The 23,196-nt window shown below is 61.8% G+C and carries 19 protein-coding genes; 12 read left to right on the top strand and 7 right to left on the bottom strand.

The window, feature by feature from the left end:
• The first annotated feature begins 41 nt into the window (after positions 1-41).
• Genes OSA81_09535 through OSA81_09555 form a run of 5 tightly spaced genes read left to right on the top strand, consistent with a single transcriptional unit; the run spans position 42 to position 7,552 of the window.
• The gene (locus OSA81_09535; GenBank protein MDE0899247.1) at positions 42-1,970 is read left to right on the top strand and encodes a hypothetical protein; all 1,929 of its coding nucleotides are present in this window, start codon (positions 42-44) and stop codon (positions 1,968-1,970) included.
• Positions 1,971-1,987: 17 nt separating this feature from the next.
• On the top strand, positions 1,988-2,911 hold the full coding sequence (gene ftsY / locus OSA81_09540) for a signal recognition particle-docking protein FtsY (protein ID MDE0899248.1): 924 nt from the start codon (positions 1,988-1,990) through the stop codon (positions 2,909-2,911).
• Positions 2,908-5,034 (top strand): ATP-dependent DNA helicase RecG, encoded by a 2,127-nt coding sequence (recG, locus tag OSA81_09545; protein MDE0899249.1) that lies wholly within the window; start codon positions 2,908-2,910, stop codon positions 5,032-5,034. Before ftsY ends, recG begins: the two co-directional genes overlap by 4 nt.
• A 50-nt stretch (positions 5,035-5,084) precedes the next feature.
• Complete coding sequence (gene asnS, locus OSA81_09550) at positions 5,085-6,437, top strand: asparagine--tRNA ligase (GenBank protein MDE0899250.1); 1,353 nt, start codon at positions 5,085-5,087, stop codon at positions 6,435-6,437.
• A 38-nt stretch (positions 6,438-6,475) separates the two neighbouring features.
• Complete coding sequence (locus tag OSA81_09555) at positions 6,476-7,552, top strand: D-2-hydroxyacid dehydrogenase (GenBank protein MDE0899251.1); 1,077 nt, start codon at positions 6,476-6,478, stop codon at positions 7,550-7,552.
• 20 nt (positions 7,553-7,572) lie between these two features.
• Here OSA81_09555 and mazG read toward each other — a convergent pair whose 3' ends face one another.
• On the bottom strand, positions 7,573-8,400 hold the full coding sequence (gene mazG / locus OSA81_09560) for a nucleoside triphosphate pyrophosphohydrolase (protein ID MDE0899252.1): 828 nt from the start codon (positions 8,398-8,400) through the stop codon (positions 7,573-7,575).
• 90 nt (positions 8,401-8,490) lie between these two features.
• On the opposite strand from mazG, the gene alr reads away from it, so the two are divergent.
• From alr to fbp, 7 genes are all read left to right on the top strand, one after another.
• Positions 8,491-9,609, top strand: coding sequence for an alanine racemase (gene alr / locus OSA81_09565; protein ID MDE0899253.1), 1,119 nt, complete (start codon positions 8,491-8,493; stop codon positions 9,607-9,609).
• A gap of 53 nt (positions 9,610-9,662) precedes the next feature.
• Complete coding sequence (locus OSA81_09570; protein ID MDE0899254.1) at positions 9,663-10,982, top strand: hypothetical protein; 1,320 nt, start codon at positions 9,663-9,665, stop codon at positions 10,980-10,982.
• A complete protein-coding gene (locus OSA81_09575) occupies positions 10,979-12,145 on the top strand; it encodes a hypothetical protein (protein MDE0899255.1) in 1,167 nt (388 codons plus the stop codon). Before OSA81_09570 ends, OSA81_09575 begins: the two co-directional genes overlap by 4 nt.
• A 39-nt stretch (positions 12,146-12,184) precedes the next feature.
• Positions 12,185-13,513 (top strand): MiaB/RimO family radical SAM methylthiotransferase, encoded by a 1,329-nt coding sequence (locus OSA81_09580; GenBank protein MDE0899256.1) that lies wholly within the window; start codon positions 12,185-12,187, stop codon positions 13,511-13,513.
• Positions 13,510-14,922, top strand: a complete 1,413-nt coding sequence (gene miaB, locus OSA81_09585; protein ID MDE0899257.1) for a tRNA (N6-isopentenyl adenosine(37)-C2)-methylthiotransferase MiaB — start codon at positions 13,510-13,512, stop codon at positions 14,920-14,922. Before OSA81_09580 ends, miaB begins: the two co-directional genes overlap by 4 nt.
• Complete coding sequence (locus tag OSA81_09590) at positions 14,919-15,239, top strand: hypothetical protein (protein MDE0899258.1); 321 nt, start codon at positions 14,919-14,921, stop codon at positions 15,237-15,239. Before miaB ends, OSA81_09590 begins: the two co-directional genes overlap by 4 nt.
• 177 nt (positions 15,240-15,416) lie before the next feature.
• A complete protein-coding gene (fbp, locus tag OSA81_09595) occupies positions 15,417-16,415 on the top strand; it encodes a class 1 fructose-bisphosphatase (GenBank protein MDE0899259.1) in 999 nt (332 codons plus the stop codon).
• On the opposite strand, the gene add is transcribed toward fbp, so the two are convergent.
• From add to pssA, 6 genes are read right to left on the bottom strand one after another with little or no spacing between them, the layout of a single operon-like run.
• Complete coding sequence (gene add, locus OSA81_09600) at positions 16,412-17,449, bottom strand: adenosine deaminase (GenBank protein ID MDE0899260.1); 1,038 nt, start codon at positions 17,447-17,449, stop codon at positions 16,412-16,414. The genes fbp and add overlap by 4 nt on opposite strands.
• 46 nt (positions 17,450-17,495) lie before the next feature.
• Positions 17,496-18,962 (bottom strand): amidophosphoribosyltransferase, encoded by a 1,467-nt coding sequence (purF, locus tag OSA81_09605; protein MDE0899261.1) that lies wholly within the window; start codon positions 18,960-18,962, stop codon positions 17,496-17,498.
• Between the two features lie 5 nt (positions 18,963-18,967).
• Positions 18,968-21,268, bottom strand: a complete 2,301-nt coding sequence (purL, locus tag OSA81_09610) for a phosphoribosylformylglycinamidine synthase subunit PurL (GenBank protein ID MDE0899262.1) — start codon at positions 21,266-21,268, stop codon at positions 18,968-18,970.
• Between the two features lie 48 nt (positions 21,269-21,316).
• On the bottom strand, positions 21,317-22,012 hold the full coding sequence (purQ, locus tag OSA81_09615) for a phosphoribosylformylglycinamidine synthase subunit PurQ (GenBank protein MDE0899263.1): 696 nt from the start codon (positions 22,010-22,012) through the stop codon (positions 21,317-21,319).
• Positions 22,009-22,281, bottom strand: a complete 273-nt coding sequence (gene purS / locus OSA81_09620) for a phosphoribosylformylglycinamidine synthase subunit PurS (GenBank protein ID MDE0899264.1) — start codon at positions 22,279-22,281, stop codon at positions 22,009-22,011. Before purS ends, purQ begins: the two co-directional genes overlap by 4 nt.
• Positions 22,278-23,144, bottom strand: coding sequence for a CDP-diacylglycerol--serine O-phosphatidyltransferase (pssA, locus tag OSA81_09625; GenBank protein MDE0899265.1), 867 nt, complete (start codon positions 23,142-23,144; stop codon positions 22,278-22,280). The genes purS and pssA overlap by 4 nt, the downstream gene beginning before the upstream one ends.
• Positions 23,145-23,196: the final 52 nt, after the last annotated feature.

Consider the following 23,196-nt stretch of genomic DNA (forward strand, 5'->3'; position numbering starts at 1 on the left):
GTGCGCGTCGGCACCTCCTATCGATTCGAGCCGGACTCTCCGTGATCCGCTTTCTGCTGTTTTTGGGCCTCGCCGCCGCGCTGATGGCGTTCGCCTTCTGGATCTATCTGCGAGTCGAACTTTCCGTCGAGGGAGCGCGACGGCTTGCGGTAGTTCGATCGATTGTGCTGGTGACGATTCTGGCACTTCTCTTCGATCCTCGTTTGCCCTCGGCGGCTCCAGGTGGCGCGTCCGGCCGTTGGGTACTTCTCGATGCGTCGCGCAGTATGTCGACCGTCGCCGAGTCGGGAGCATCTGCGTGGTCCGGCGCCGAGCAGCGAGCGGCAGAACTTGCGCTCGATGGCTGGCGTGTGATGCGCTTTGGTGGGTCGGATCTCACGCCGGTGGTTGACGAGGCAGGCACTCCGGACAGGCTTTCGAGCCTTCTTGCGCCGGCCCTGGTGGCGGCCGCTGAAGGAGGGGCGCGTGAAGTTCGGATCCTTTCCGACATGAGATTCGCCGATGCTGTGGCGATTCGATCCGCCGTTGCTGAGCTGCCCGTCAACGTGACCTTCGAGTCTTTTGGAGGTGTGGTGGATAATGCCGGCATCGGGCGCTTCCTGGTCCGGGATGTGCTGCAGCCTGACGGGATTCCCGTCGCGGAGTTGGAGGTCTTCGGTGGGATGTTCGGAGACTCGATCAACGTGGCCGTCTTTGAGGAAGATCAGCAGGTGGCCACGGTGACAGTTCCTGCTCCATCCGCCGGATACCGGGCAACTGTGATGGTTGATCTTCCCACCGCGACCGAGGCTGGCCTGGTACGCTACACGGCTGCGATTCAGGGGCCTGCTGATGCCTTTTCCGATGATCAGGCCGGCGTTTCCTATGCGAACATCGGCCATGAGGCGGGTGCACTCGTGCTGCTGTCACTTCGCCCCGACTGGGAGCCCCGTTATCTGCTACCGGTTCTCGCTGAGGTCACGGGCCTTTCCGCCGCCGGGTACCTGAGGGCCGGCCCCGATCGATATGTCCGTCTCGGGGGTGCCTCCGATCGAGGAGCTCCCGCAGATTCTGTGTCCGTGCAGCGGGCGGCGACCGATGCCGTGATTCTGGTCGTCCACGGGCTCGGGGAGGATGCGGATCCGTGGGTCGCGGCACTGCTGAGGAGCCCCGGACGTCGACTCGTGCTGCCAGCCGATGCGGCAGGAGCAGGTCTCGCCGGGCTGCCCGCAGTCGAACTGCGCGAGGGCGAGTGGTACGCATCCCCAGACATTCCGACTTCTCCGATTGCGGGAGCGCTGGCGGGAGTGGCGCTGGGCGGACTTCCGCCACTGAGTGACGTACTCGTTCCGGAGGTTGGGATGCGGGAACCGCCGCTTCAGCTTCAGCTCCGTGGCGCCGGGTCACCACAAAGTGCGTTCCAGCTCATCGAAGGTCCCGAGGGCCGTGTTGCGATCGCTTTGGCATCTGGCACCTGGCGCTGGGCCATGCGTGAGAATGGGCGGGAGCCGTACCGCCGTCTCTGGTCCGGCTTGGCCGGATGGCTTCTGAGTGATCAGCGGGTCGCAGCGTCCGAGGCCCGGCCCCGTGACTGGGTGATCGGGCGCGGCGAGCCTGTCGAGTGGAGTCTCCCGGGCGATACGACGATCTCACGAATCCGGGTGTTGCAGGGCGACAGTGTCGTCGTCGATACCACTGTGGTATCGGAGAGCACGCTGTCGACCGGCGTGCTGGCCCCTGACGTCTATACCTATGAAGTGACGGGTCCGTCCGGAGATACCTTGGCAGCGGGTCGCTTCGACGTATCTCCCGTGACATCCGAGATGCTTCCCGCTCCTGTCGAGCCCGGGGCATCGGTCCGGACAGCCTCGGCGCTCGGTAGTGACGATGGTCTCGGGCGTCCGCTTCGGACCACGCCGTGGCCCTACCTGCTGGTGATCATCCTTCTCTGTGGTGAGTGGGTCGTGCGTCGTCGCAGCGGCCTGCGATAGCAGGGGAGGATTGGAGCATGGCACGTCTCTTCAAGAAGAAGCCGGAGCGCAAGAAAGGACTTTGGAAGCGGGTCGTGGACTTCGCGCTCACAGATGTCCGGGTGGCAGCGGGTGGAATGGACTCGACCTCCCTCGAACAACTCGAAGAGTTGCTGCTCGGAGCCGACTTCGGTGTCAAAGCCACAATGCGCCTGACTGACAGTGCAGAGCATACGCTTCGACGAGGGAAAGCCCGAGGGATTGATGCGTTAGCGACCGTTCTGCGCGAAGAGGTCGCGGAGATCTTGCGAGACGGCGGGGATGTCGAGCTTCATAAGGCGGTGACGGGCCCCACTGTCTATGTCCTGGTTGGCGTTAACGGTGTCGGAAAGACGACGTCCGTGGCGAAGCTCGCCCATCACTTGATGCGTGAAGGTCAAAGCGTCATGGTCGCAGCCGCGGACACGTACCGCGCGGGCGCGGTGGCACAGCTCGAGTCATGGGCCGAACGGATCGGGGCTGATTTCTTGCGCGGTCAGCAAGGTGGCGACCCCGCCGCGGTAGCATTCGATGCCCTTGAGGCGGCCTCTGCTCGTGGTACCGACATCGTGATCATCGACACCGCGGGTCGACTCCACACGAACCGGGGCTTGATGGAGGAGCTCACCAAAATCGATCGTGTGGTCCGACGTCAGGTGGAAGGTGCGCCGCACGAAACGCTCATGGTGCTGGATGCCACGGTGGGCCAGAACGCGGTCCGCCAACTCGACGCGTTTTCGAAGTCCGTGGCGGTTAGCGGAATCATACTGTCCAAGATGGACTCTTCATCTCGCGGCGGAATCGTCGTCGCGCTTCAGGAGGAGTATGGGATCCCCGTGAAGCTCGTCGGCACCGGTGAGGGCCTCGAAGATCTCGAGGACTTCGATGTCGACGCGTTTGTAGGAGGTGTATTCGGGTCTTGAGCTACTCGCAGCTCGATCGTCTGATCCAGTTCCTGAAGGGCGTGGGCCCGAAACGAGCCAACGCGTTTAGTCGGCTCGGAATTTCGACTGCTCGAGATCTCCTTTACCATGTCCCACGCCGGTACGACGATGCGTCGACGGTCGAGCCGATCGGTCAGCTGAAGGTGGGCATGGACGTTACGGCAATCGGCCGGATTCGCAGCAAGGGGATCATTCCCACGCGACGGGGTCTGCGGATTTTTCAGGCTGTCATCGAAGATGATACCGGCATGATTACCGTGGCCTGGCCCGGGCAACCCTGGCTGGACCGAAAGCTCCGTGAGGGGGACACCCTGCTGGTGAGCGGAAAGGTGAAATTCTTTCACGGACACCAGCTACAGCCGCGCGAGTTCACTGTGTTGGAGCGCGGGGGCAAGGCATCGCCCGACTCAGGCGGGCGAGAGGCGGAAAGGGAACCGCCGAAGTCCGGAACTGGCACGGTCTTTGTGACCTACCCGGCTTCCGATGACTTGCCTCAATGGGTGTTGCGGTCGGTCTTTGAGAACAACCTACCCTCGCTACTGGAGTGGTCTCGAGACGACGACTACCTGTCCGCGGAAGCACTCACTCGAATCGAGCAGCCGACGCTTCATCAGGCTATGACGTGGCTACACACGCCGGAGAGCGTCTTTGATGCTGAACGCGGGCGCCGCCGGCTGGCGTATGATGAACTCTTCTTCCTGCAGCTCGTGCAGGCGCAGGCCAGGAGAGCGGCCACGCAACTCGAGCCCGGCATCGTATTCGAGCGCACGAACGAACTGATTCGCCCTCTTCACGAGGCCCTTCCGTACACTCTGACGGGTGCCCAGACGGGGGCGCTCCGAGAGATCTATTCGGACATGCAGTCGGATCGACGAATGAACCGCATGCTTCAGGGAGACGTCGGTTCGGGGAAGACCGCGGTCGCAGTCTTTGCCATGGTGCTGGCGGTGGAGGGCAAGAGACAGGCGGTGCTCATGGCCCCCACCGAGATTCTCGCGGAGCAACACGCGCGCGGCATTGGTGAACTCGTCGGGCCACTCGGTATCAAAGTCTGTCTACTCACCGGCAGCCTGGGTGCGGCTGAGCGACGACAAGCGCTTATCGACATCAAGTCAGGAGAGGCTCGGGTCGTGGTGGGCACGCACGCGCTGATTCAGGACACCGTCGACTACCAATCTCTCGGTCTGGTGGTGATTGATGAACAACACCGTTTTGGGGTGAAGCAGCGTATGGCACTGCTAAAACGATCTGACATGCGGCCAGACGTTCTGGTGATGTCAGCCACTCCCATTCCGCGATCCTTGGCCATGGCCCTGCATGGCGATCTCGATATCAGCATACTCGACGAGATGCCCCCCGGTCGTACACCGATCAAGACCAATCTCCGTGCGCCCGATCGACGCGACTCCGTCCATGGCTTCGTCTCGGATGAAGTGGCCGCAGGGCGCCAGGCCTACATCGTCTATCCTCTCGTGGATGAGTCGGAGAAGGTCGATCTGCTCTCGGCGACGCAGGAGCACGCGCGACTCCAGTCCACGGTATTCCCGGAAGCACGGGTGGGCCTTCTGCACGGGCAGCTGCCTCCGGCTGAGAAAGACCAGGTGATGCGGTCATTCGCGGCGGGTGACCTAGACATTCTGGTAGCGACAACCGTGATTGAGGTCGGCATCGATGTGCCCAACGCGAGCGTGATGATCATCGAACATGCGGAGCGCTTTGGCCTCTCTCAGCTGCACCAGTTACGCGGACGGGTCGGGCGTGGTGCCGCAGAGAGTCACTGCATTCTGATTGCTGAGCCCGGTGAGGATGCACTTGAGCGACTGCGGATCTTCCGGGACACCATCGACGGCTTCGAAATCGCACGCGCAGATCTGAGGATAAGGGGACAGGGTGATCTGTTCGGGAGTCAGCAGCACGGACGTGACGGGATCCTTCGATTCGCAGATCTGCTGGCGGACGAGGATCTCCTCGCGGAGGCTCAGCGGCAGGCGAGGGATGTTATTGAAGCCGATCCGGAGCTGACTGACGCGAACAACATTGCGATCCGGGCACATCTCATCGGCCGCTACCACCATCGCCTCGCGATGTATGGCGTAGGCTAGTCGAGGTCCGATGAGGGCGGGGTGGTTCCCCCGCGAAGAGAATTCCTGCATTGTCCTGCCGCGCCCGGACGTACCGTACGTTCGGGCATGAGTTGAACAACGATTCAGGGACCAGAATGGTCGAGATCAAGCAGCTCGGAGATCACGCCGGCGAGGAAGTCACGGTCAAGGGATGGGTCGAGGCCACACGGGGGCACGGCAAGGTCGCGTTCACGGTGGTCCGTGACGGGACCGGCGTAGTCCAGGGCGTTCTGTTGAAGAGTCAGGTCGATGACGGGACGTGGGACCTTCAGCAGTCGCTCACCCAGGAGTCGCTCGTTGCCCTGACCGGTGAGGTCAAGGAAGACGCGCGTGCGCCAGGGGGCTACGAGCTGGGTGTTACCGCAATCGAACTGCTGTCGCTGGCCGACGAATACCCGATCCAGCCCAAAGAGCACGGAGTTGAGTTCCTACTCGACAACCGCCATCTCTGGCTCAGATCTTCCCTTCAGCGCGCGGGCCTGCGTGTGCGCGCCGAGGTCGAACAGGCGATTCACGACTTTCTTTACAATCGTGACTTCGTTCGTGTCGACACGCCCATTCTGACGGGCTCGATCGGCGAGCATGCCGGTACGCTGTTCGAGACGGATTACTTCGGCGACTCCGCCTACATGGCCCAGACAGGCCAGTTGTACGTCGAAGCGGCCTGTCCGGCTTTTCGCCGCGTCTACGCGTTCGGACCGACGTTTCGAGCTGAGAAGTCGAAGACTCGTCGCCACCTCACTGAGTTCTGGATGGTCGAGCCGGAAGTCGCATTCGCCGACTCGAACGACAACATGAAGCTGCAGGAAGAGTTCGTCTCCTACATCGTTGAGCGGGCGCTCGAGCGCTGCAAAGAAGAGCTGAAGGTCCTCGAACGTGATACCAGCAAGCTCGAGCTGGTCACACCGTCATTCCCGCGGATGAGCTATACCGAAGCTGTCGACTACTTGAACGCGAACGGCGGAAATGTGGAGTGGGGTAAGGATCTTGGGGCGTCCGATGAGGTAATTCTCATGGAAGGGCGTGATCTGCCGATGTTCGTTTACGATTATCCGAAGGAGGCGAAAGCCTTCTACATGAAAGAAAACCCGGACGACCCCAGGACCGTTCTGTGCGATGACATGCTCGCACCCGAGGGTTACGGCGAAATCATCGGCGGCAGCCAGCGTGAAGACGATCTCTCCCGGCTGCAGGCCCGCATCCGAGAGGAGAACCTCCCGGAGGATGCCTACGCCTGGTACCTGGACTTACGCCGGTATGGGACGTTCCCGCACTCCGGATTCGGATTGGGCATCGAGCGCACCGTGGCCTGGATCACCGGCCGACACCACGTCCGCGAGATGATTCCCTTCCCGCGCCTCATGAACCGCCTGTACCCATAGTCGGTTTCCTGTATATCGCTTGAGCGGAGGTCGGCGCCATGCGCCATGCGGTCCTCGACATGATGGATCGGCGGCCCATCTGGGCCATGCCGAGCTCCGTTCCGGAACAGATCCGCGAGGCTCTAGGCCCTGAGTGGAAGCTCACGGTTCTCGAAGAAGAGACCGATGGGTCCGGCGATGGCGCGACGCGGGTCTCGCCCGTAGTGCTCGAAGCCGTCCGTGATGCCGAGATCTATTTCGGCTATGGCATCCCGGCAGCCCTACTCGAGGCGGCACCTGAGCTTCGGTGGGTGCATTCCGGTGCGGCCGGAGTCGGCAGTTCTCTGACGCCCACGATGCTGGCGAGTTCGGTCATCTTCACCAACTCCGCAGGTATTCACGCGCCTCCGATGGCCGAAACTGTCCTCGCTATGCTGCTTCACTTCGGCCGAGGTCTGGACCTGGCCGCGGCCGGTCAGCGTCGCGGTGAATGGTCGACGGACGCCTACTACGTAGCCGGGGCACCACTCACGGAGCTCTCTGCCTCTACGATCGGCATCATCGGGTTCGGTGGCATCGGTCGCGAAGTGGCTCGCAGGGTCGCCAGTCTCGGTGCCCGGGTGATCGCCGCGAAGCGCACACCTGTGTGTGAAGGCGAGGGCGACCTGACGCCTCTCGCAGGAAGTGGGACGCTAGGTTCCCGGATCGAGGTGATTTCAGGTAGATCCGGGTTCGATACCGTCTGTCGGGAGAGCGACGCCATCGTCGTGTGCGCTCCCGACACGTCGGAAACACGAGGGATGATCGACGCGAAGGCATTGGCGCAGATGAAGCGAGGCTGCGTTCTCATCAACGTGGCCCGAGGTGGACTCGTCGATGAGGACGCGTTGATCTTTTCACTTGAAGCGGGCCACATCCGAGGCGCAGGGCTCGACGTTTTTTCTCGGGAGCCTCTTCAGTCCGATTCGCCCTTCTGGGCGCGCCCAGATGTCGTGGTGACACCGCATGTATCGGCAGTGACGCGCGGTTTCTGGGCCCGGGAGTGCGACCTCATTCTAGAGAATCTGGAGCACTTTCAGATGGGACATCCCGTGCTCAAATGGGATAACGTTGTTGATAAGCGGGCTGGGTACTGACGGCCTCGACCGACACTCCTTCAGAGGAGTTCGGACCCCTTGCCCCCTCGGGCTTCGCCCGCCTTCACTTCGTTCCAGATTGCGTCGAGCGCTTCGAGTCCGGCCGTCTTCATGTCGAGGCCACGGGATCCCGCAATCTGTTCTAATCGTGAGAAGCGGGTCGCGAATTTCTGATTGGCCCGGGCCAGCGCGTTGGTTGGGTGTGTGCCCGCCATTCGGGCCAAGTTGACCGCGGCGAAGAGGAGGTCGCCCACCTCCTCCTCGACCGCGTTGGGGTCGCCACCCGCGATCGCTTCTGTCACTTCGTCCAGTTCCTCGGACACCTTGGACGCCGGCCCGTTGTGGTCTTCCCAGTCGAACCCAACCTTCGCGACGCGTTCCTGCATTTGGTGGGCCTTCGTAAGGGGATCAACCCCTCGCGCCAGGCCAGCGAGGGCTCCTTCCTCGACCTCCTCACCTTGCGCAGCTCTTTCGGCTCGTTCCTGCTCCTTTGACTCCGCCCAGGACCGCTTCGTTCCTCCGCCAAACAGCTCCGGGTGTCGCCCAATCATCTTCTGCTCCAGATGGGCGTATACCGAGCCTGCATTGAAGTTGCCGGCTTCTTCGGCGACAACGATCTGAAAGGCAAGGTTCAGGAGCAGATCTCCAAGTTCCCCCTCGAGTTCTCTCGCGTTTCCCCTATGAATGGCGTCCACCACCTCGTGGGTCTCTTCCAGAAGCCAGGGGACCAGAGACTCCGCTGTCTGCTCGGCATCCCACGGGCAACCGTCGCGTAAAAACCGTACGAGCCGGAGAGCCCGGTCGAGGGCCCCCGGTCCTGGGAAGTGGTGTCGGAATTCGTGGTGCATTGTTTTTGACTCGGTCGCGGAGCGGAACCCACTGGGAAGTGTAGCCGAGGGGTCGTCGTAAAGCCCTGTTTTTGGCATCTTTCAGGGTCTATGTCAACGAATCCCAAGGCCCGCGCGTGGGTACAGCTGCGAGCCGACGCGCTACGCGCCAACTACGACCGCATCGTTCAGTCGGTGGGGCCTGAGGTGGGCGTCCTCCCCATGGTTAAGGCGGACGCGTACGGACTCGGCGTATCTGGTGTCGTGAAGGTTCTGGAGCCGCTCGATCCTTGGGGATTCGGGGTCGCGACAATCTCGGAGGGAGTCGAGCTCCGCCATGCTGGCGTCCTTCGGCCCATAGTGGTGTGCAGTCCCGCTCCAGCAGATGATGTCGCGGTGGCGGTCGAGCACGACCTCCAGTTGTCGATCTCCAGCCTGCGCGCACTGGAGCATACGGCCGGTGTGGCCGCTGCAAGGGACAGGACTATCGGCTGGCACCTCGACGTCGATACTGGAATGGGGCGAAGTGGTTTCGACTTCCGGACTTCTTCTGAGTGGATGCCTGAGGTGTCTCGAGCACGGCCCAGCCTCCGCTGGGTGGGGTGCTACACACACCTGCACTCGGCCGACGAAGACGCGGGCTCGATCGACCGGCAGTGGAGTCGTCTTGAGGACGTGCTCGAACAGTCAGACCCATTGCCGGCACATTTTCTCGTGCATGCGCTGAACAGTGCAGGTTCAATCCGTCGGTTGTCACGCACAGGGAGCCTCGTCCGTCCTGGGATCTTCCTCTACGGTGGGACAGTTGGAGAAGGTCAGATACGCCCGGAACCGTTAGTTTCAGTTCACTCTAGGGTCGTCCATGTCAGAGATGCTCTGACCGGGACGGAACTCGGTTACGGCTCGACGTATGTGGCAAACGTGGACGAGCAATGGGCCACCCTGTCGATCGGATATGGGGACGGATTACCTAGGTCATTGTCGAATCGAGGTGCTGCGCTTGTAAATGGGCGAAGAGTCCCGATCATTGGACGGATCTCCATGGACGTCACGGTGGTAAACATCACGGGTATTCCAGGAGTCGCGGAGGGCACGGTCGCGACCCTCATCGGTGAGCAGGGCGGTGCGTCCATTTCAGTGGACGATGTGGCAAAAGCAGCAGGAACGATCAGTTACGAGGTGCTCACCGGCTTGACCGGCCGCCTCCCCCGGGTCTGGGCCGCGACGTGATGAGTGCTGTGCGCGGGCCTAACGAAAGGAAATCAAGGTACTTGAGGGTTTTTTTGAAACATCGCAGAGTAGGACTCACGGTGGCGGCCCTCGGGCTGTGGCCGATTTTTCTCGTGGGATGTGAGGAGCAGTTACCGGTCGCCATTGGTGATCAGGCACTGCCGGGCGAGCCGGTGACCGTCGAAATCACTGTCCCCTGGAGTGATTTCGCTTCAAATCTCGAAGTGTTCGGCGGGTACGGCTCGCCGGAGGATCTCGGTTCCGGTGTCTTGGCGAACCAGTACGAAGGCACGCTCGACGCCCGCACGCTCGTGCGGTTCCGCAGGTATCCGTCGGTCGTAGTCGCGGTGGACGCTACAGGCGCCAGCCGGCCCGACTCGACCTTGACGTATCCGAGCGGTCGTCTAGTGGCGTATTTCGACACCATCGCGAGCACGAACGCCGCACCAGTGACCCTTGCGCTTGGGGCGACTCAGGTCGAATGGGACGCGACGACCACCAGTTGGGACTACGCGATCGACACGATCAACGACCAGCGCGCCTGGCCGGAGCCCGGTGCCGGCCCTGTGACTGCGATCGGCACTGCCGTGTGGGACCCCGCGGCAGGGGATTCTGCAGTGTTCGAACTCGACTCGCTGCAGGTTGCCGCGTGGGCTGACACCACCGATCTGACCGCAGGTGCGCGACTCGATATCATCGAGCCGGGTTCCCGGCTGCGTATTCGCGGGATGGCTCTCCGGATCGATGCCCGTCCGAGTTCTGCGCCTGACACGTTGATCCAGGTGACCGCCCCGACACGTGAAATGACTTTCATCTACACACCCAATCCGACGCCGCCGCCGGATGGTGTGCGGATCGGTGGCGCTCCCTCGTGGCGGACGGTCATGGATGTCTCGATTCCGTCGGTCATCGACGGCTACGCTGAATTCTGCGCGGTGGTGTCGTGCCCCCACACGCTGACTCCTGTCGAAATCAGCTTCGCGGCGCTCGTGCTAACGAGCCGAATGACCGACGCGGCGTTCCAGCCATCCGATTCGATTCGTCTCGATGTGAGGCCGGTGACCGATCGGTCGGCGATGCCGAAATCGCCGCTCGGAAATTCCTTGATCGAGGAGCGATTTGGCCGCCCGGTGCCGCCGGCCGCATTCGGCTCGTCACCAGGCGTAAGCATCGAGATTCCGTTCACGACGTTTTCGCGTGATCTGCTACGCGGCGAGGACTCGAAGGGAAACCCAGCTACGGGCACGCTTGCCCTTCTGTCTGTCTTGGAGCCGTTCTCGATCTCCTTCGCTTCGTTCGACGGCCCAGGCTCGGCGAGTGAGCCGTATCTGAGGCTTGTGCTGACGATCGGCCCGCCCGTGGAACTCCCATGATGAAGCGCCTGCTACTGACACTGGCCGGACTGGCCGTGATGGGGACACCGGCCGCCGGACAGTCCCTCTTCAATGCCGCGGGCCTCGGCCTACCCATCGAGGCGCTCGACGGCCGAGCCCGTGCTCTCGGAAATCTCGGCATTGGACTCCGAGGTGGATCATTCCTCCCTACCGACCCCGCGGCCCTCGGCTACCTCACGTTTTCGACCGGTGTCATGGCTGCTCAGCCCTCGTGGGTCGATTATGCCTCCGAAGATGGAGTGACCGGGAAAGTGCAGGGCAATCGCTTTCCACTGCTCGGCATCGCATATCCGTTCTTCCAAGGGATGATGTCCGTTCAGATAGGGTCGTTCCTCGATCAGCACTATCAGAGGACCGCGGAAGGTGAGGTTCCCTTCGGTGGTGAATCCGTCGCCACGAAAGACCATTTCGTTCAGGATGGATCTATCTCCAACCTGAATCTCGGCTTCTCTCGGAAGCTGGGTGATGACTATTCGGTCGGACTGACTGTTGGCCGATATGCCGGCTCGGTTGTTCGTACGCTGACACGTACCTACGGGGGCGATGAAACCACCGACGTCGACGACTACATTGAGCAGGGTGAGTGGGGGTATAAGGGCCACTCGTTCACGCTTGGGGCGGGAATGAACGTAACTGAGGGCGTACGCGTGTCAGCGAGCGTGCAGGTGCCCACGAATTTGCACGCTGAGGCCACGGACGAGACGCGAGGTGCGGACCAGACCTACAAGCTGCCCATTCAGTATCGGGCGGGCGCGAGTGCGCTGGTGGGCACAGGGTTAACGGTCACAGGGTCCCTTAAGGTTGCGGATTGGTCGGGTGCCCAAGAGTCCCTCAGCAGTGTCGGTCAGGCCAGGGACTCGAACGGATTTGGTATAGGCACCGAACTTTCCCGAGCCCGGCTGTGGGGGAAGGCGATGCCGCTCCGCTTCGGATACAGGCAGACCGGCCTCCCGTTCTCGCCCAACGACACCCGGGCGACGGAAAAGACCTTTGCTGCTGGCTTCGGACTGGCTCTTAGCACGTCGGGAGACATCGTACTCGCCGCCGCGGACTTAGCGGTGGAGCGTGGTCGGCGGTCAGGTGACGGACTGACGGAGAATTTCTGGCGAGTGACCATATCGCTTCTGGTCTCTGGACTCTGATCGGAGACTGCTCGAAAGGGCGTTTCCTGGAGGTGCCTCGTGCGCGTCTACTATCACACGTTCGGCTGCAAGGCCAATCAGTACGACACCGAACGGATGCGTCAGGAGATCGAGGCCCGTGGTGCCTTGACCGTCAGAGATCGGGCGGAAGCCGATGTCGTGGTGGTCAACACGTGCACGGTCACGAACCAGGCAGACGCTGAGGCCAGGCGGTTCATCCGGCGACTACAGCGTGAGCGACCAGGCCAGAGCGTCATCGTGGCGGGTTGTTCTGCCGCTCTGCGCGAGCCGGAGTACAGGGAGATGCCGGGTGTCGTAGATGTCGTGCCGGGGCATGATCCCATGCTCGTTGCCACCACGCTCACCCGAGCGGCCCCGGAGTCCAGCGGGCTCATTCAAATCGAGGTCCGCACATCTCTCGACCGTATGCATGCCGAACCCATTGGTGGGGAACTTCTTCGCACCCGGGCTGGCGCCGCCCGAGGATGGCTCAAGGTTCAGGACGGGTGCGACCGGAAGTGTTCATTTTGCGCCACGAGGCTGGCCCGCGGCACGTCTCGTTCAAGACCCACAGTCGACGTCGTCGCGGAGGCTCGTCTGTTGGCTCAGTCGCATGCCGAGCTCGTCATCACCGGGATCCACATCGGCCATTATGGACTGGATTTCCCCGAGGGCTCATCGCTGTCAACGCTTTGTGCAGAGCTACTCGATTCGGTCCCCGACGTGCGCTTTCGGCTTGGCAGTGTGGAGGCTACTGAGATCGACGATTTGCTGCTCGATCTGCTCGCGACCTCAGGTGGCCGGCTGACTCCACACCTCCACATGCCACTGCAGAGCGGAGCAGACCCAGTCCTCCGCCTCATGCGGAGATGGCATAGTCGAGCGCAGTATCGCGAGCGAGCTCTTCAGATCGCCGAGCGTGTCGCACCCCTCGGGCTCGGTGCTGATGTGATCACAGGGTTTCCCGGCGAGACGGATGAGGATCACGCGTCGACGCGGGCACTGATCGAAGAGCTGCCGTTCACCTATCTCCATGTCTTTCCTTACTCGCCGCGTCGAGATACACACGCGACCTCCCTCCCGAACCCGGTTCCCCAGCGGATTTCTGGAGATCGTGCTCGTGAACTCCGGGAAATCGCCCTTGAGAAGGGAATACAGTACCGACGCGGGCGAGTAGGGTCGAAGGCGACCGTGGTCGTAGAGGGTGACGGAGGTACTGGGTTAACCGAGGACTACCTGCGAATTGGGGTGGGAGAGCCGGGCGACGCCGCTCCTCAGGAACGAGCTGTGGTGAAGGGAACCCTGCTTGCAGAGGGTGCTCATCTGTATATTGATCTGCCCCGCCATCCATCCCGTATTTCGTCATGACCCACGAATCCAGAGTCCGCCGGGCGTACGTCGAAACGTACGGCTGCCAGATGAACATCAGCGATGGTGAGCTGATGGAGGGTATCCTTGAGACTGGAGGGTACGAGATCGTGCGTGCGCCAGAAGACGCGGACGTAGTGCTGGTGAACACGTGCGCGATCCGGGAGCACGCCGAGAGGCGTGTGCTGGGCCGGGTGTCGCAGTTGAACGGCCTGAAGCGCGACCGCCCCGACATGCTTATCGGTGTTACCGGTTGCATGGCGCAGCGCCTAGGCGAAACACTTCTCGAACAGGCCCCTTACGTCGATCTGGTCATGGGGCCTGACGGATATCGTGGCCTACCCGAGACTCTTGGACGTCTGGAGCGGGGTGAGGGCGAACCAGTCCCGCCCCCGCCCACGGCATCCGCACGTCAGGCGTCAAAGAAGCGCGGGCCGCAGCTCGCAGTGCTTCAGTTGGACATGGACGAGAACTACCAGGGACTTGAGCAGCGCAGAACCGACGGCCCTACCGCCTGGGTTCCGATTCAGCGGGGGTGTGACCACCGCTGCACCTATTGCATCGTGCCCTATGTGCGCGGTGGCGAGAAGAACCGTAGCGCGCTAGAAATTCTGGCTGAAGTTCGAGGGCTCGCCGATCAGGGTGTGTCCGAGGTCACGCTCCTCGGTCAGACCGTCAATTCGTACGTCTGGGACGACGTGAATTTTCCGCAGCTTCTCCGAGACGTCGCACGAGTCGACGGCATCCGGCGTGTCCGGTATACCTCGCCGCACCCGAACGATGTCTCACCGGAGTTGGTCGAGGTCATGGCCATGGAGCCGGCCGTGTGCGAGCACCTGCACTTGCCCGCTCAGGCAGGTAACAACCGAACGCTGAGGCGCATGCTTCGCCGCTACACGGTGGAGAGTCTGCTCGAGAAGGTTGATCTGATCCGCACCGCGATGCCGGGCATCGCATTGTCGACGGATATCATCGTCGCCTTCCCCGGTGAGACCGAGGAAGAGTTTCGAGACACTCTCGACCTGATGCGGACGGTGCGCTTCGATGAGGCGTATACGTACAAATACTCCTTGCGTGAGGGCACTCCGGCGACCCGTCTGCCTGCCGAGGATTTCGTCGGCCCCGACGAGGCTCAGGTGCGGCTTCAGGAATTGATCGAGGTCAGTCGGGCGATTCAGGCAGAAATCAACGTGAGCGAAGTGGGTCGCGTCGAAGAGGTGTTGATCGAGGGTAGTGGGCGGGACGAAGGCCAGATCCGTGGCCGGACAGGACGGAACAAGATCGTCGTGTTCGACGGAGACCCCGACCGGATCGGGACCTACACGCAGACGCTCCTCGAACGCACCTCCGGGGCCACGTTCGCCGGCTCGGAGGTCACCTCCTCCGCGGTGGAGCCGGTGCTCGCGTGAGTCGATTCGTCGGTGGCGTCGGAGTGGTGATCCTTCTGAGTTTGTCGCTCGGCTTCGCGGCACTGAATTCCGGACAGAGGGTGACCCTGCGCTTGGGGGGATTCACACTCTATGGCGTGCCGCTGACGGTGGTGGCGTTCGGATGTGTGATCACAGGCATGGTCGTGATGCTTGTCGCTGGGATCCGGTCGGACATGAAGGTCCGACGAATTTTGAGAGCCCGACTTGCCGAAGAAGATCGCGAGGAACGGGATCTCTTGGCTGATCAGAGTCAGCGAGACCTCTTCAACGCCGAAGCAAAAGAAGAGACGCTGTAGTACCAGGCGATTCGCCGCCGAGGTCTATCGCATCGATCGGCAGGGCGATGTTCACGTGATCGTGAGGCGCTCCGGGCGCATCACGGTGCGTTCGTCCCGTCCTTCGCTAGATTGACTGCGAAGAGTCGATACACCGGCTCTTATTACACGCCTCGCCCCGGTCCCCGACCGCCAGCCATGCCTGCTGACAGCCACGTCGTCACGATTTCCCGGTTCTTGGTTGATGCCGAGCGTCGGCACCCTCAGGCGACCGGAGCCTTCACCCGTCTGCTTCACGACATCGCCCTCGCTGCTAAAGTGATTGGGCGTGAGGTGAATAAGGCGGGGCTGGTTGACATCCTCGGTTCGGCCGGCGACGAGAACGTCCATGGTGAGCTCGTTCAGAAGCTCGACGTGTTCGCGAACAACGTCATGTACCGGGCCCTCGATCATACGGGCCTCGTTGCCTGTATGGCCTCTGAGGAAAACGAGACCTTCATTCCGATTCCGGACAAATTCCCCTCCGGGGAGTACGTCGTTATCTACGATCCACTCGACGGATCGTCGAACATCGATGTGAATGTCTCGATTGGAACGATCTTCAGCATCCACCGGAAGATCTCGACGGGTGAGCGAGGCACGCTCGAAGATTGCCTCCAGCCGGGCAGGAGCCAGGTCGCCGCAGGATATATCCTCTACGGCTCGTCCACGATGCTCGTATACACCACGGGGGCTGGCGTGCATGGCTTCACGCTCGACCCATCGATCGGCGAGTTCATTCTCAGCCATCCCGACATGAGGATGCCGGAGCCGCCTAAGAAGGTGTACTCGGTCAACGAGGCGTACTTCGCACGCTGGACGCGCGGTCAGCAGAAGCTCATGGTCCACCTGAAGACGACGGGAGGCTTCGGTTCTCGGTACATCGGGTCGCTCGTCGCGGACTTCCATCGCACGCTGCTTCAGGGCGGCCTGTTTATGTACCCGGGAGAGTTGGAAAACCCGGTCGGGAAGCTGCGGCTCCAGTACGAGGCGTCGCCTATGGCGATGATCGCGGAGCAGGCGGGTGGACGGGCCAGCACCGGGACGATGGACATCATGGATGTTCAGCCGGACTCACTGCATCAGCGCATACCGCTGTACCTGGGCTCCAAGTCGTTAGTCGATCTCGCCGACGAGATGCTCGCGGCCGAGTCCTAGAGGGCCGCGGCCGCCCGGTCAAAGTCTTCCAGCAGTGTCATCCGTTCACGCGGAGTCACGAACGCGTGCTCGAACGCGGTTCGGGCAAGCCCGATGATTGCGGTTCGATCTAGTCCGAACGCTGAGGCCGCCGACGCATACTCATCCGAAAGATCAACGCCCGACATCAGTCGGTTGTCAGTCCCGAGTACGACGGGAATCCCGTCCTGGACATACGATCGGACGGGATGTGCCGCTATGGAATCCGCAACGCGCGTTTGAACATTCGAAGTCAGACACACTTCGAGCGGAATGCCCTTCTTTCGTAGCTCGCCCTGCAGCGCCGGGTCTTCGTAAAGACGTGTGCCGTGGCCGATCCTGGACGCGTGTCCCAGCTCAAGGGCTTGCCGAATTGACGCCGCTCCGAATCCCTCGCCGGCGTGTATCGTGATCGGCAGCCCCATGGCGTGGGCATAGTCGAACGCCTCCTTGTGATCGGCCACCGGGTTTCCCGCCTCCGCTCCAGCGATATCGAAGCCGCACACCCCACGGTTCCTGAAGGCCACGGCCAGTTCCGCCACTTCGAGCGTATGCTCAGCGGTATGTGAACGAAGCGCGCATACGATGAGCTGACTTCTCACTCGAGTGGACGCTCCTGCGGCCCGCTCGGCACGCCTCATTCCTCGAAGGGCGGCGTCGAGGACCTCCTCGGGGGCCAGTCCCATCTCGGTGTTGAGCAGCGGGCAGAACCGGACCTCGACGTAGCGGACCTGCTCACTCGCATGGTCGATCACGCATTCGTACGCGATGCGCTCGATAGCGTCGGCGTCCTGCATGATCGAGAGTGTTACGGCAAAGCGCTCTAGGTATTCCTCGAGACTGGCGGCGTCTGAAACCAGCATGTAGTCGGCCAGCGTTTCTGCAGTCCCCGCGGGCATCCCAACGTCTCGTTCCCGCGCGAGCTCCAGCATCGTCGCGGGTCGTATCGACCCGTCGAGATGCATGTGGAGTTCTGCCTTCGGAAGGCTCCGACAGAACTCGACTGTCGCCGTCACGCTAGCATGGCCCCGGTGGGGTGATCCGACCCTAATCACCCCACGGCTAGAGACCTAAGGTCGGTCCTTCTGCCGACGCTAGTCCCATTTCGACATCAACTAGGGGAGCAGGATAGTCTCCGGAGAAGCACGCCGTACAGTAGGGGCCGGCTTCCTCGACCGCGTCCACCATCCCTTCGAGTGAGAGGTAGCCCAGGGAGTCCACTGCGAGTTGTCCAGCGATTTCTGGGACCCCGAGACGCGAGGCGATCAGTTCCGCCTTCGTTGGCATGTCGATGCCGTAGAAGCAGGGATGTCGCACCGGGGGGCTCCCGATTCGGAAATGCACTTCGGCAGCGCCCACTCCTCGCAGCATGCGGACGAGACTTCGAACCGTAGTCCCACGCACGAGCGAATCGTCGACAACGACCACGCGTTTGCCGGCAAGTACTTCACGGACGGGGTTGTACTTCATTCGTGCACCAAAATCTCGGTCTTTCTGGTCCGGCTTGATAAAGGTGCGGCCGACGTAATGATTTCTGAGTAGGCCCAGTTCGAACGGAATACCACTTTCTTCGGCGTATCCGAGCGCCGCGGAGTTTGCGCTGTCAGGAACCGAAATGATTGCATCGGCCTCGACCGGGTGCTCTTTGGCGAGTTGCCGTCCAAAGGCACGGCGGGCTCGGTCCACGCTGACGCCCCACAAACGAGAGTCCGGGCGCGCGAAGTACACGAGCTCGAAGATGCATGGTGAAGGGCGTGGGGCTTCTGCGAGAGATGCGACCTTCTCGACGTCTCCACCCCGCACACGAATCACCTCGCCGGGCTCGAGATCTCGCACATACTCGGCGCCGAGTATGTCCAGCGCGCAGGTCTCTGAGACGACGACGTGTCCGCCATCCTTCTTCCCGAGAATGAGGGGACGGAAGCCCCTCGGGTCGCGGGCCGCATAGATGGTGTCATCAACCGCGACGGCCACTGAGAAGGCGCCTTCAAGGTGCCCAAGAGCGTCGACGATTTGGCTATCAACCGTGTCCTTGCGGGACTTCGCGATCAGATGGACCAGCGTCTCCGAATCAGAAGACGATCGGAAGATCGCTCCTTCATTGACGAGTCGAGTCCGCAGCGCGATCTGATTAGTCAGGTTGCCGTTGTGCGCCAAGGCCAGATCACCGCGCGCGTATCGCGCAGTGATTGGCTGGATGTTGGCGACGTTGCTTCCCCCTGCCGTCGAGTAGCGCACATGTCCCACGGCTGTCCGGCCGTTGAGCCTGGCCAGCGCTTCGGGTCGAAAGATCTCCGAGACAAGTCCTCCACCCTTGTGAATGTGGGATGTCTCGCCATCGAATGAGACGATGCCGCCAGCCTCCTGACCGCGATGCTGTAGCGCATACATCGCGAGGAAGGCTTGCTCGGCCGCACCATCGATTCCGCTGATGGCGACCACGCCGCATTCGTCATGCGGCCGGTCGTCGAGTTCGTAGGTCTCGAAAGGGTCGTTCGATGTCACGACAGGCAACTCGCGCTCAGGCATGTGCCTTAGGCTCCAGAATCCGACGAGGTGTTCATGATGTTGGGAATAGCGTCGAAATAAGCACGGGCAATGTCCGTCATTGAGCACGAGACAACACCGTCCCTGACGTGGAGCGAGAATCCACTCTCCGCCTCGCAGACGGTGCCCAGACGTTTGGCTGGGACCGCGTGTATTCCGGCGATCCGGAGCACTTCGTCGGTCTTGGCCGGGTCGCACGAGACGATGATCCGGCCATGTGACTCACCGAAGAGGCTGACCACCGGGCGAAGATCCTCGTCGAGTGACGCCTCGAGGCCGAACGGCTCCCCACCGTTACCCAGCGCACACTCTGCGAGCGCGCTTGCGAGTCCGCCCTCGGAACAGTCATGTGCAGAATTGAGCACTTCTTGATCGATCATTTTGAGTACCGCGCGCTGGAGCATGCGTTCGCCGTCGAGATCTACGGACGGTGGCACTCCTGCCACGAGGTCTGCGGTCACGTAGAGGTACTCTGAGCCACCGATCTCGCCAGTATTCACACCAAGCAGGACGATGTCGTCACCGGCTGTCTGGAAGGGCTGACGCATGATCTTCGAGACGTCGTCGATGACACCTACCATTCCGATAACGGGTGTGGGATAAATCGCCTGACCGTCGGTCTCGTTGAAGAGCGAGACGTTTCCGCCGGTCACGGGTGTCTCAAAAGCGCTGCACGCCTCACTCATGCCCTGAACCGCCTCGCGGAGCTGATAGTAAATGTGCGCCTTGAGCGGGTTTCCAAAATTCAGATTGTTTGTGATCGCCGTCGGCGTGGCCCCGACGCACACCAGATTCCGTGCGGCCTCGGCAACCGCCGCCATCGCGCCGGTCCTTGGCTCGAGATAGACGAAGCGACCGTTGCAGTCAGTCGTGGCGGCCACCGCGCGGTTCGTACCTCTTATGCGGATGACCCCGGAGTCTCCACCTGGTCGAACGGCAGTCGCGGTCCGCACAGTCGTGTCGTACTGATGGTAGATCCACTGCTTCGACGCGACGTTCGGTGACCCGATCAGCAGCAGGAATCTCTTGCTCAGGTCTCCTCCCGGGATCAGGTGCTCGCTGAGGTCCATCTCACGAAGGGCTTTGATCTCCGCCGACTCGACTCCCTCTCGCTCGTACGTTGGGCATCCGTCGGTGAGGGGCAGAGCAGGGATATCCGCAACGACCTTACCGTTTTCCATGACCCGGAACATGCCGTCGTCCGTGACTCGCCCGATGACCGCGGCCTCAAGTTCCCACTTCTCGAGAATTCGATGCACTTCGGCCTCCTGGCCAACGTGCGCGACCACGAGCATCCGCTCTTGGGACTCCGAAAGAAGAATCTCGTACGGCGTCATTCCCACTTCGCGGATCGGAACGTCCGTCATCTCCATCTCGATGCCACTTCCGCCTCGTCCGGCCATTTCCGAAGCCGACGACGTGATGCCGGCGGCTCCCATGTCCTGGATCCCGGAGATGGCCCCGCTCGCGATCAGCTCGAGCGAGGCTTCGAGAAGTAGCTTTTCGGTGAACGGATCTCCGACCTGAACCTGGGGACGACTCGATTCATCCGAGTCCTCGCTGAGTTCCTCGCTCGCGAATGTGGCGCCGTGGATTCCGTCACGCCCTGTACGAGCACCGACGGCCATGATCGGGCTTCCTGTCCCGGAAGCCGAGGCTGTAATCAGCTCGTCGTGCTTCATCAGGCCTAGGCACATCGCGTTGACGATCGGGTTGCCCTCGTACCCTCGGTCGAAGGCGACTTCTCCGCCGATGTTCGGCACACCGATGCAGTTGCCATAGTCTCCGACACCGCTCACGACCCCACTGAAGAGGTAGCGGACGCGTCCACTGTCCAGATCTCCGAATCGGAGCGAATCCAACACTGCGACGGGGCGCGCTCCCATCGTGAAGATGTCCCTGAGGATCCCGCCGACGCCGGTGGCCGCGCCCTGATAGGGCTCGACTGCAGACGGGTGATTGTGCGACTCGATCTTGAAGGCTAGAGCGTACCCGTCGCCAACGTCGATGACACCCGCGTTCTCACCGGGCCCCTGGATGACCCATGGAGCCTTGGTCGGAAGGGTACTCAGAAGTCGCTTGGAGTTCTTGTAGCCGCAGTGTTCGGACCACATCGCACTGAACACGCCTAGCTCGGTGAAAGTCGGGGTGCGGCCCATGATCGCTAGGACCTTCTCGTATTCACTCTCGGAGAGGCCGTGGTCGGCGACGACCTCAGCAGTGATCTCTGGGTCGCCGTCGCGGGGAGGGACCGATGTGGCCGGGGCATTGCCGTCGGCTTGGCTCACGGTAGTACGCTCGATTGTAGAGTGTTCATGATGTGTGTGTCGATCGATTCACGTGGCTGCCGGGAGACCGGACATCATCGAGGTAAAGAGTCCAATCCCGTCGGTGGAGCCGAGAAGCTCTTCCATGGCGCGCTCGGGGTGGGGCATCATTCCCAGGACGTTGCCGCCCTCGTTCGTAATGCCCGCGATGTTGTGCCACGAGCCGTTCGGATTCGCGTCATCCGACGGCTCTCCCCGTGCGTCGACGTAGCGGAAGATGATCCGACCCTGAGCCTCCAGGACCTGGAGCGTGGTCCTATCCGCTTCGTAGTTCCCCTCGCCGTGCGCGATGGGGATGCGGAGCGTCTGACCAGATGTGTAGTCACTCGTGAACAGCGTGTCGGGGCGCTCAACGCGAAGTATGACATCGTGGCTGGCAAAACGAAGGATATCGTTTCGTACCAGCGCGCCAGGCAGGAGACCGGCTTCGCACAGGATCTGGAAGCCATTGCAGATGCCGAGGACGGGGCCTCCGGCGTTCGCGAAAGGAACCACGTCCTCCATGATCGGGCTCATGCGGGCGATTGCACCTGCGCGCAGGTAATCTCCGTACGAAAATCCACCAGGCAGCAGGACTGCATCGTACTCGGATAGGCCGCGCTCCCGGTGCCAGACAAACGTAGGATCTCCGCCGACCTGCTGCACCGCTTTGTAAAGATCGTAATCGCAGTTTGAGCCCGGAAAGGTGACGACCGCGACCTTCATGCCCCTGAGCCTTCCAGTTTGCCAACCATCGCCACCTCGTAGTCCTCGGTGACCGGGTTCGCCAGAAGCTTTCGGCACATCGCCTCGGCGGCCTCCATGGCGGCAGCTTCGGAGTCGGAATCGATGTCGATGTAAATGGCCTTCCCGACACGGACGTCCTGGACGCCATCCCATCCCAGCGAATTTAGAGAGTGATGAATGGCCTTGCCCTGTGGGTCGAGAAGTCCGGGGCGGGGTTTGATGCGGACTTCGAGACGGTACTGGCTCAAGCTGGTTCCTCCAGACCCTGGTCGGGGTCGGTGTCTATGTGATCTTGATTGATTCGCAGGTGAATGTCGTTCGCGTTGCGGGGGCCAAGGTCCCCGTAGTCCATGTCACGCACTTCTGCACTGGCCTCGGCCTCGTCCACGGCGAGAAGTGGATCGCCTTTCGGTGGGCGGTCCAGGAATCCGAGGAGGACGGACTTCACGAGTCCCCACATGACGTAGAGCAGAAGAGACGTGAAGAAGTAGTACTGTGGCACAGCCACGGCGAGAAAGACGCCACCGAATACGACGACCGTGTTGCTGATACCCCGTGGGGAGCGCAGCCCGATCTTGGGCATTTTTGCGTATGGGACGTGGCTTACCAGCAGGACCCCGAGCAAGACCATCCCGATTCCGGCGATCTGCTGCCAAGGGAAGTCTGAGACGTAGCTGGCGTACCAGCCGGTCTGGCTGAAGGGGTAGTACGAAGCCAGGAGTATCCCGGAAGCCGGGGAAGGGAGCCCGTGGAAGTACCGTTTCGCTTCGCTGTCCTGCTCGATGTTGAAGCGGGCGAGACGAACGACGACCGCAGCCACATAGGCGAAAGAGAGCATCCAGCTCCACTGTGTGTCCGCGAAGAAGAGCGCGAACATGATGTAGCCGGGGGCCACACCGAAGGAGATCGCGTCGACCAGTGAATCCAGCTCGGCGCCGAAATCCGATCCGGTCTTCGTGAAACGGGCGACCCTGCCATCCAGAACATCCAGGACCCCCGCGAAGACGATGCACCAACCTGCCCACATGAAGTCGCCGCGGGATGCCGATACGATCGCGTAGATCCCGAAGAACAAGTTGCCGAGCGTAAACGCCGAGGGCAGGATGATCACTCCTCGCTGGAGCGTCTCTTTGCGCGGAACGCGAGGAGTGCGACGACTTCGG

It is taken from the genome of Longimicrobiales bacterium (genome assembly GCA_028823235.1).
Taxonomy (GTDB): Bacteria; Gemmatimonadota; Gemmatimonadetes; order Longimicrobiales; family Gaopeijiaceae; genus UBA2589.

Excerpts from the sequence above, each read along its gene's own strand:
- ftsY (MDE0899248.1), top strand. The coding sequence starts at position 1,988 with ATGGCACGTCTCTTCAAGAAGAAGCCGGAGCGCAAGAAAGGACTTTGG.
- OSA81_09555 (MDE0899251.1), top strand. The coding sequence starts at position 6,476 with ATGCGCCATGCGGTCCTCGACATGATGGATCGGCGGCCCATCTGGGCC.
- alr (MDE0899253.1), top strand. The coding sequence starts at position 8,491 with ATGTCAACGAATCCCAAGGCCCGCGCGTGGGTACAGCTGCGAGCCGAC.
- fbp (MDE0899259.1), top strand. The coding sequence starts at position 15,417 with ATGCCTGCTGACAGCCACGTCGTCACGATTTCCCGGTTCTTGGTTGAT.
- mazG (MDE0899252.1), bottom strand. The coding sequence starts at position 8,400 with ATGCACCACGAATTCCGACACCACTTCCCAGGACCGGGGGCCCTCGAC.
- purF (MDE0899261.1), bottom strand. The coding sequence starts at position 18,962 with ATGCCTGAGCGCGAGTTGCCTGTCGTGACATCGAACGACCCTTTCGAG.
- miaB (MDE0899257.1), top strand. The coding sequence starts at position 13,510 with ATGACCCACGAATCCAGAGTCCGCCGGGCGTACGTCGAAACGTACGGC.
- OSA81_09575 (MDE0899255.1), top strand. The coding sequence starts at position 10,979 with ATGATGAAGCGCCTGCTACTGACACTGGCCGGACTGGCCGTGATGGGG.
- purQ (MDE0899263.1), bottom strand. The coding sequence starts at position 22,012 with ATGAAGGTCGCGGTCGTCACCTTTCCGGGCTCAAACTGCGATTACGAT.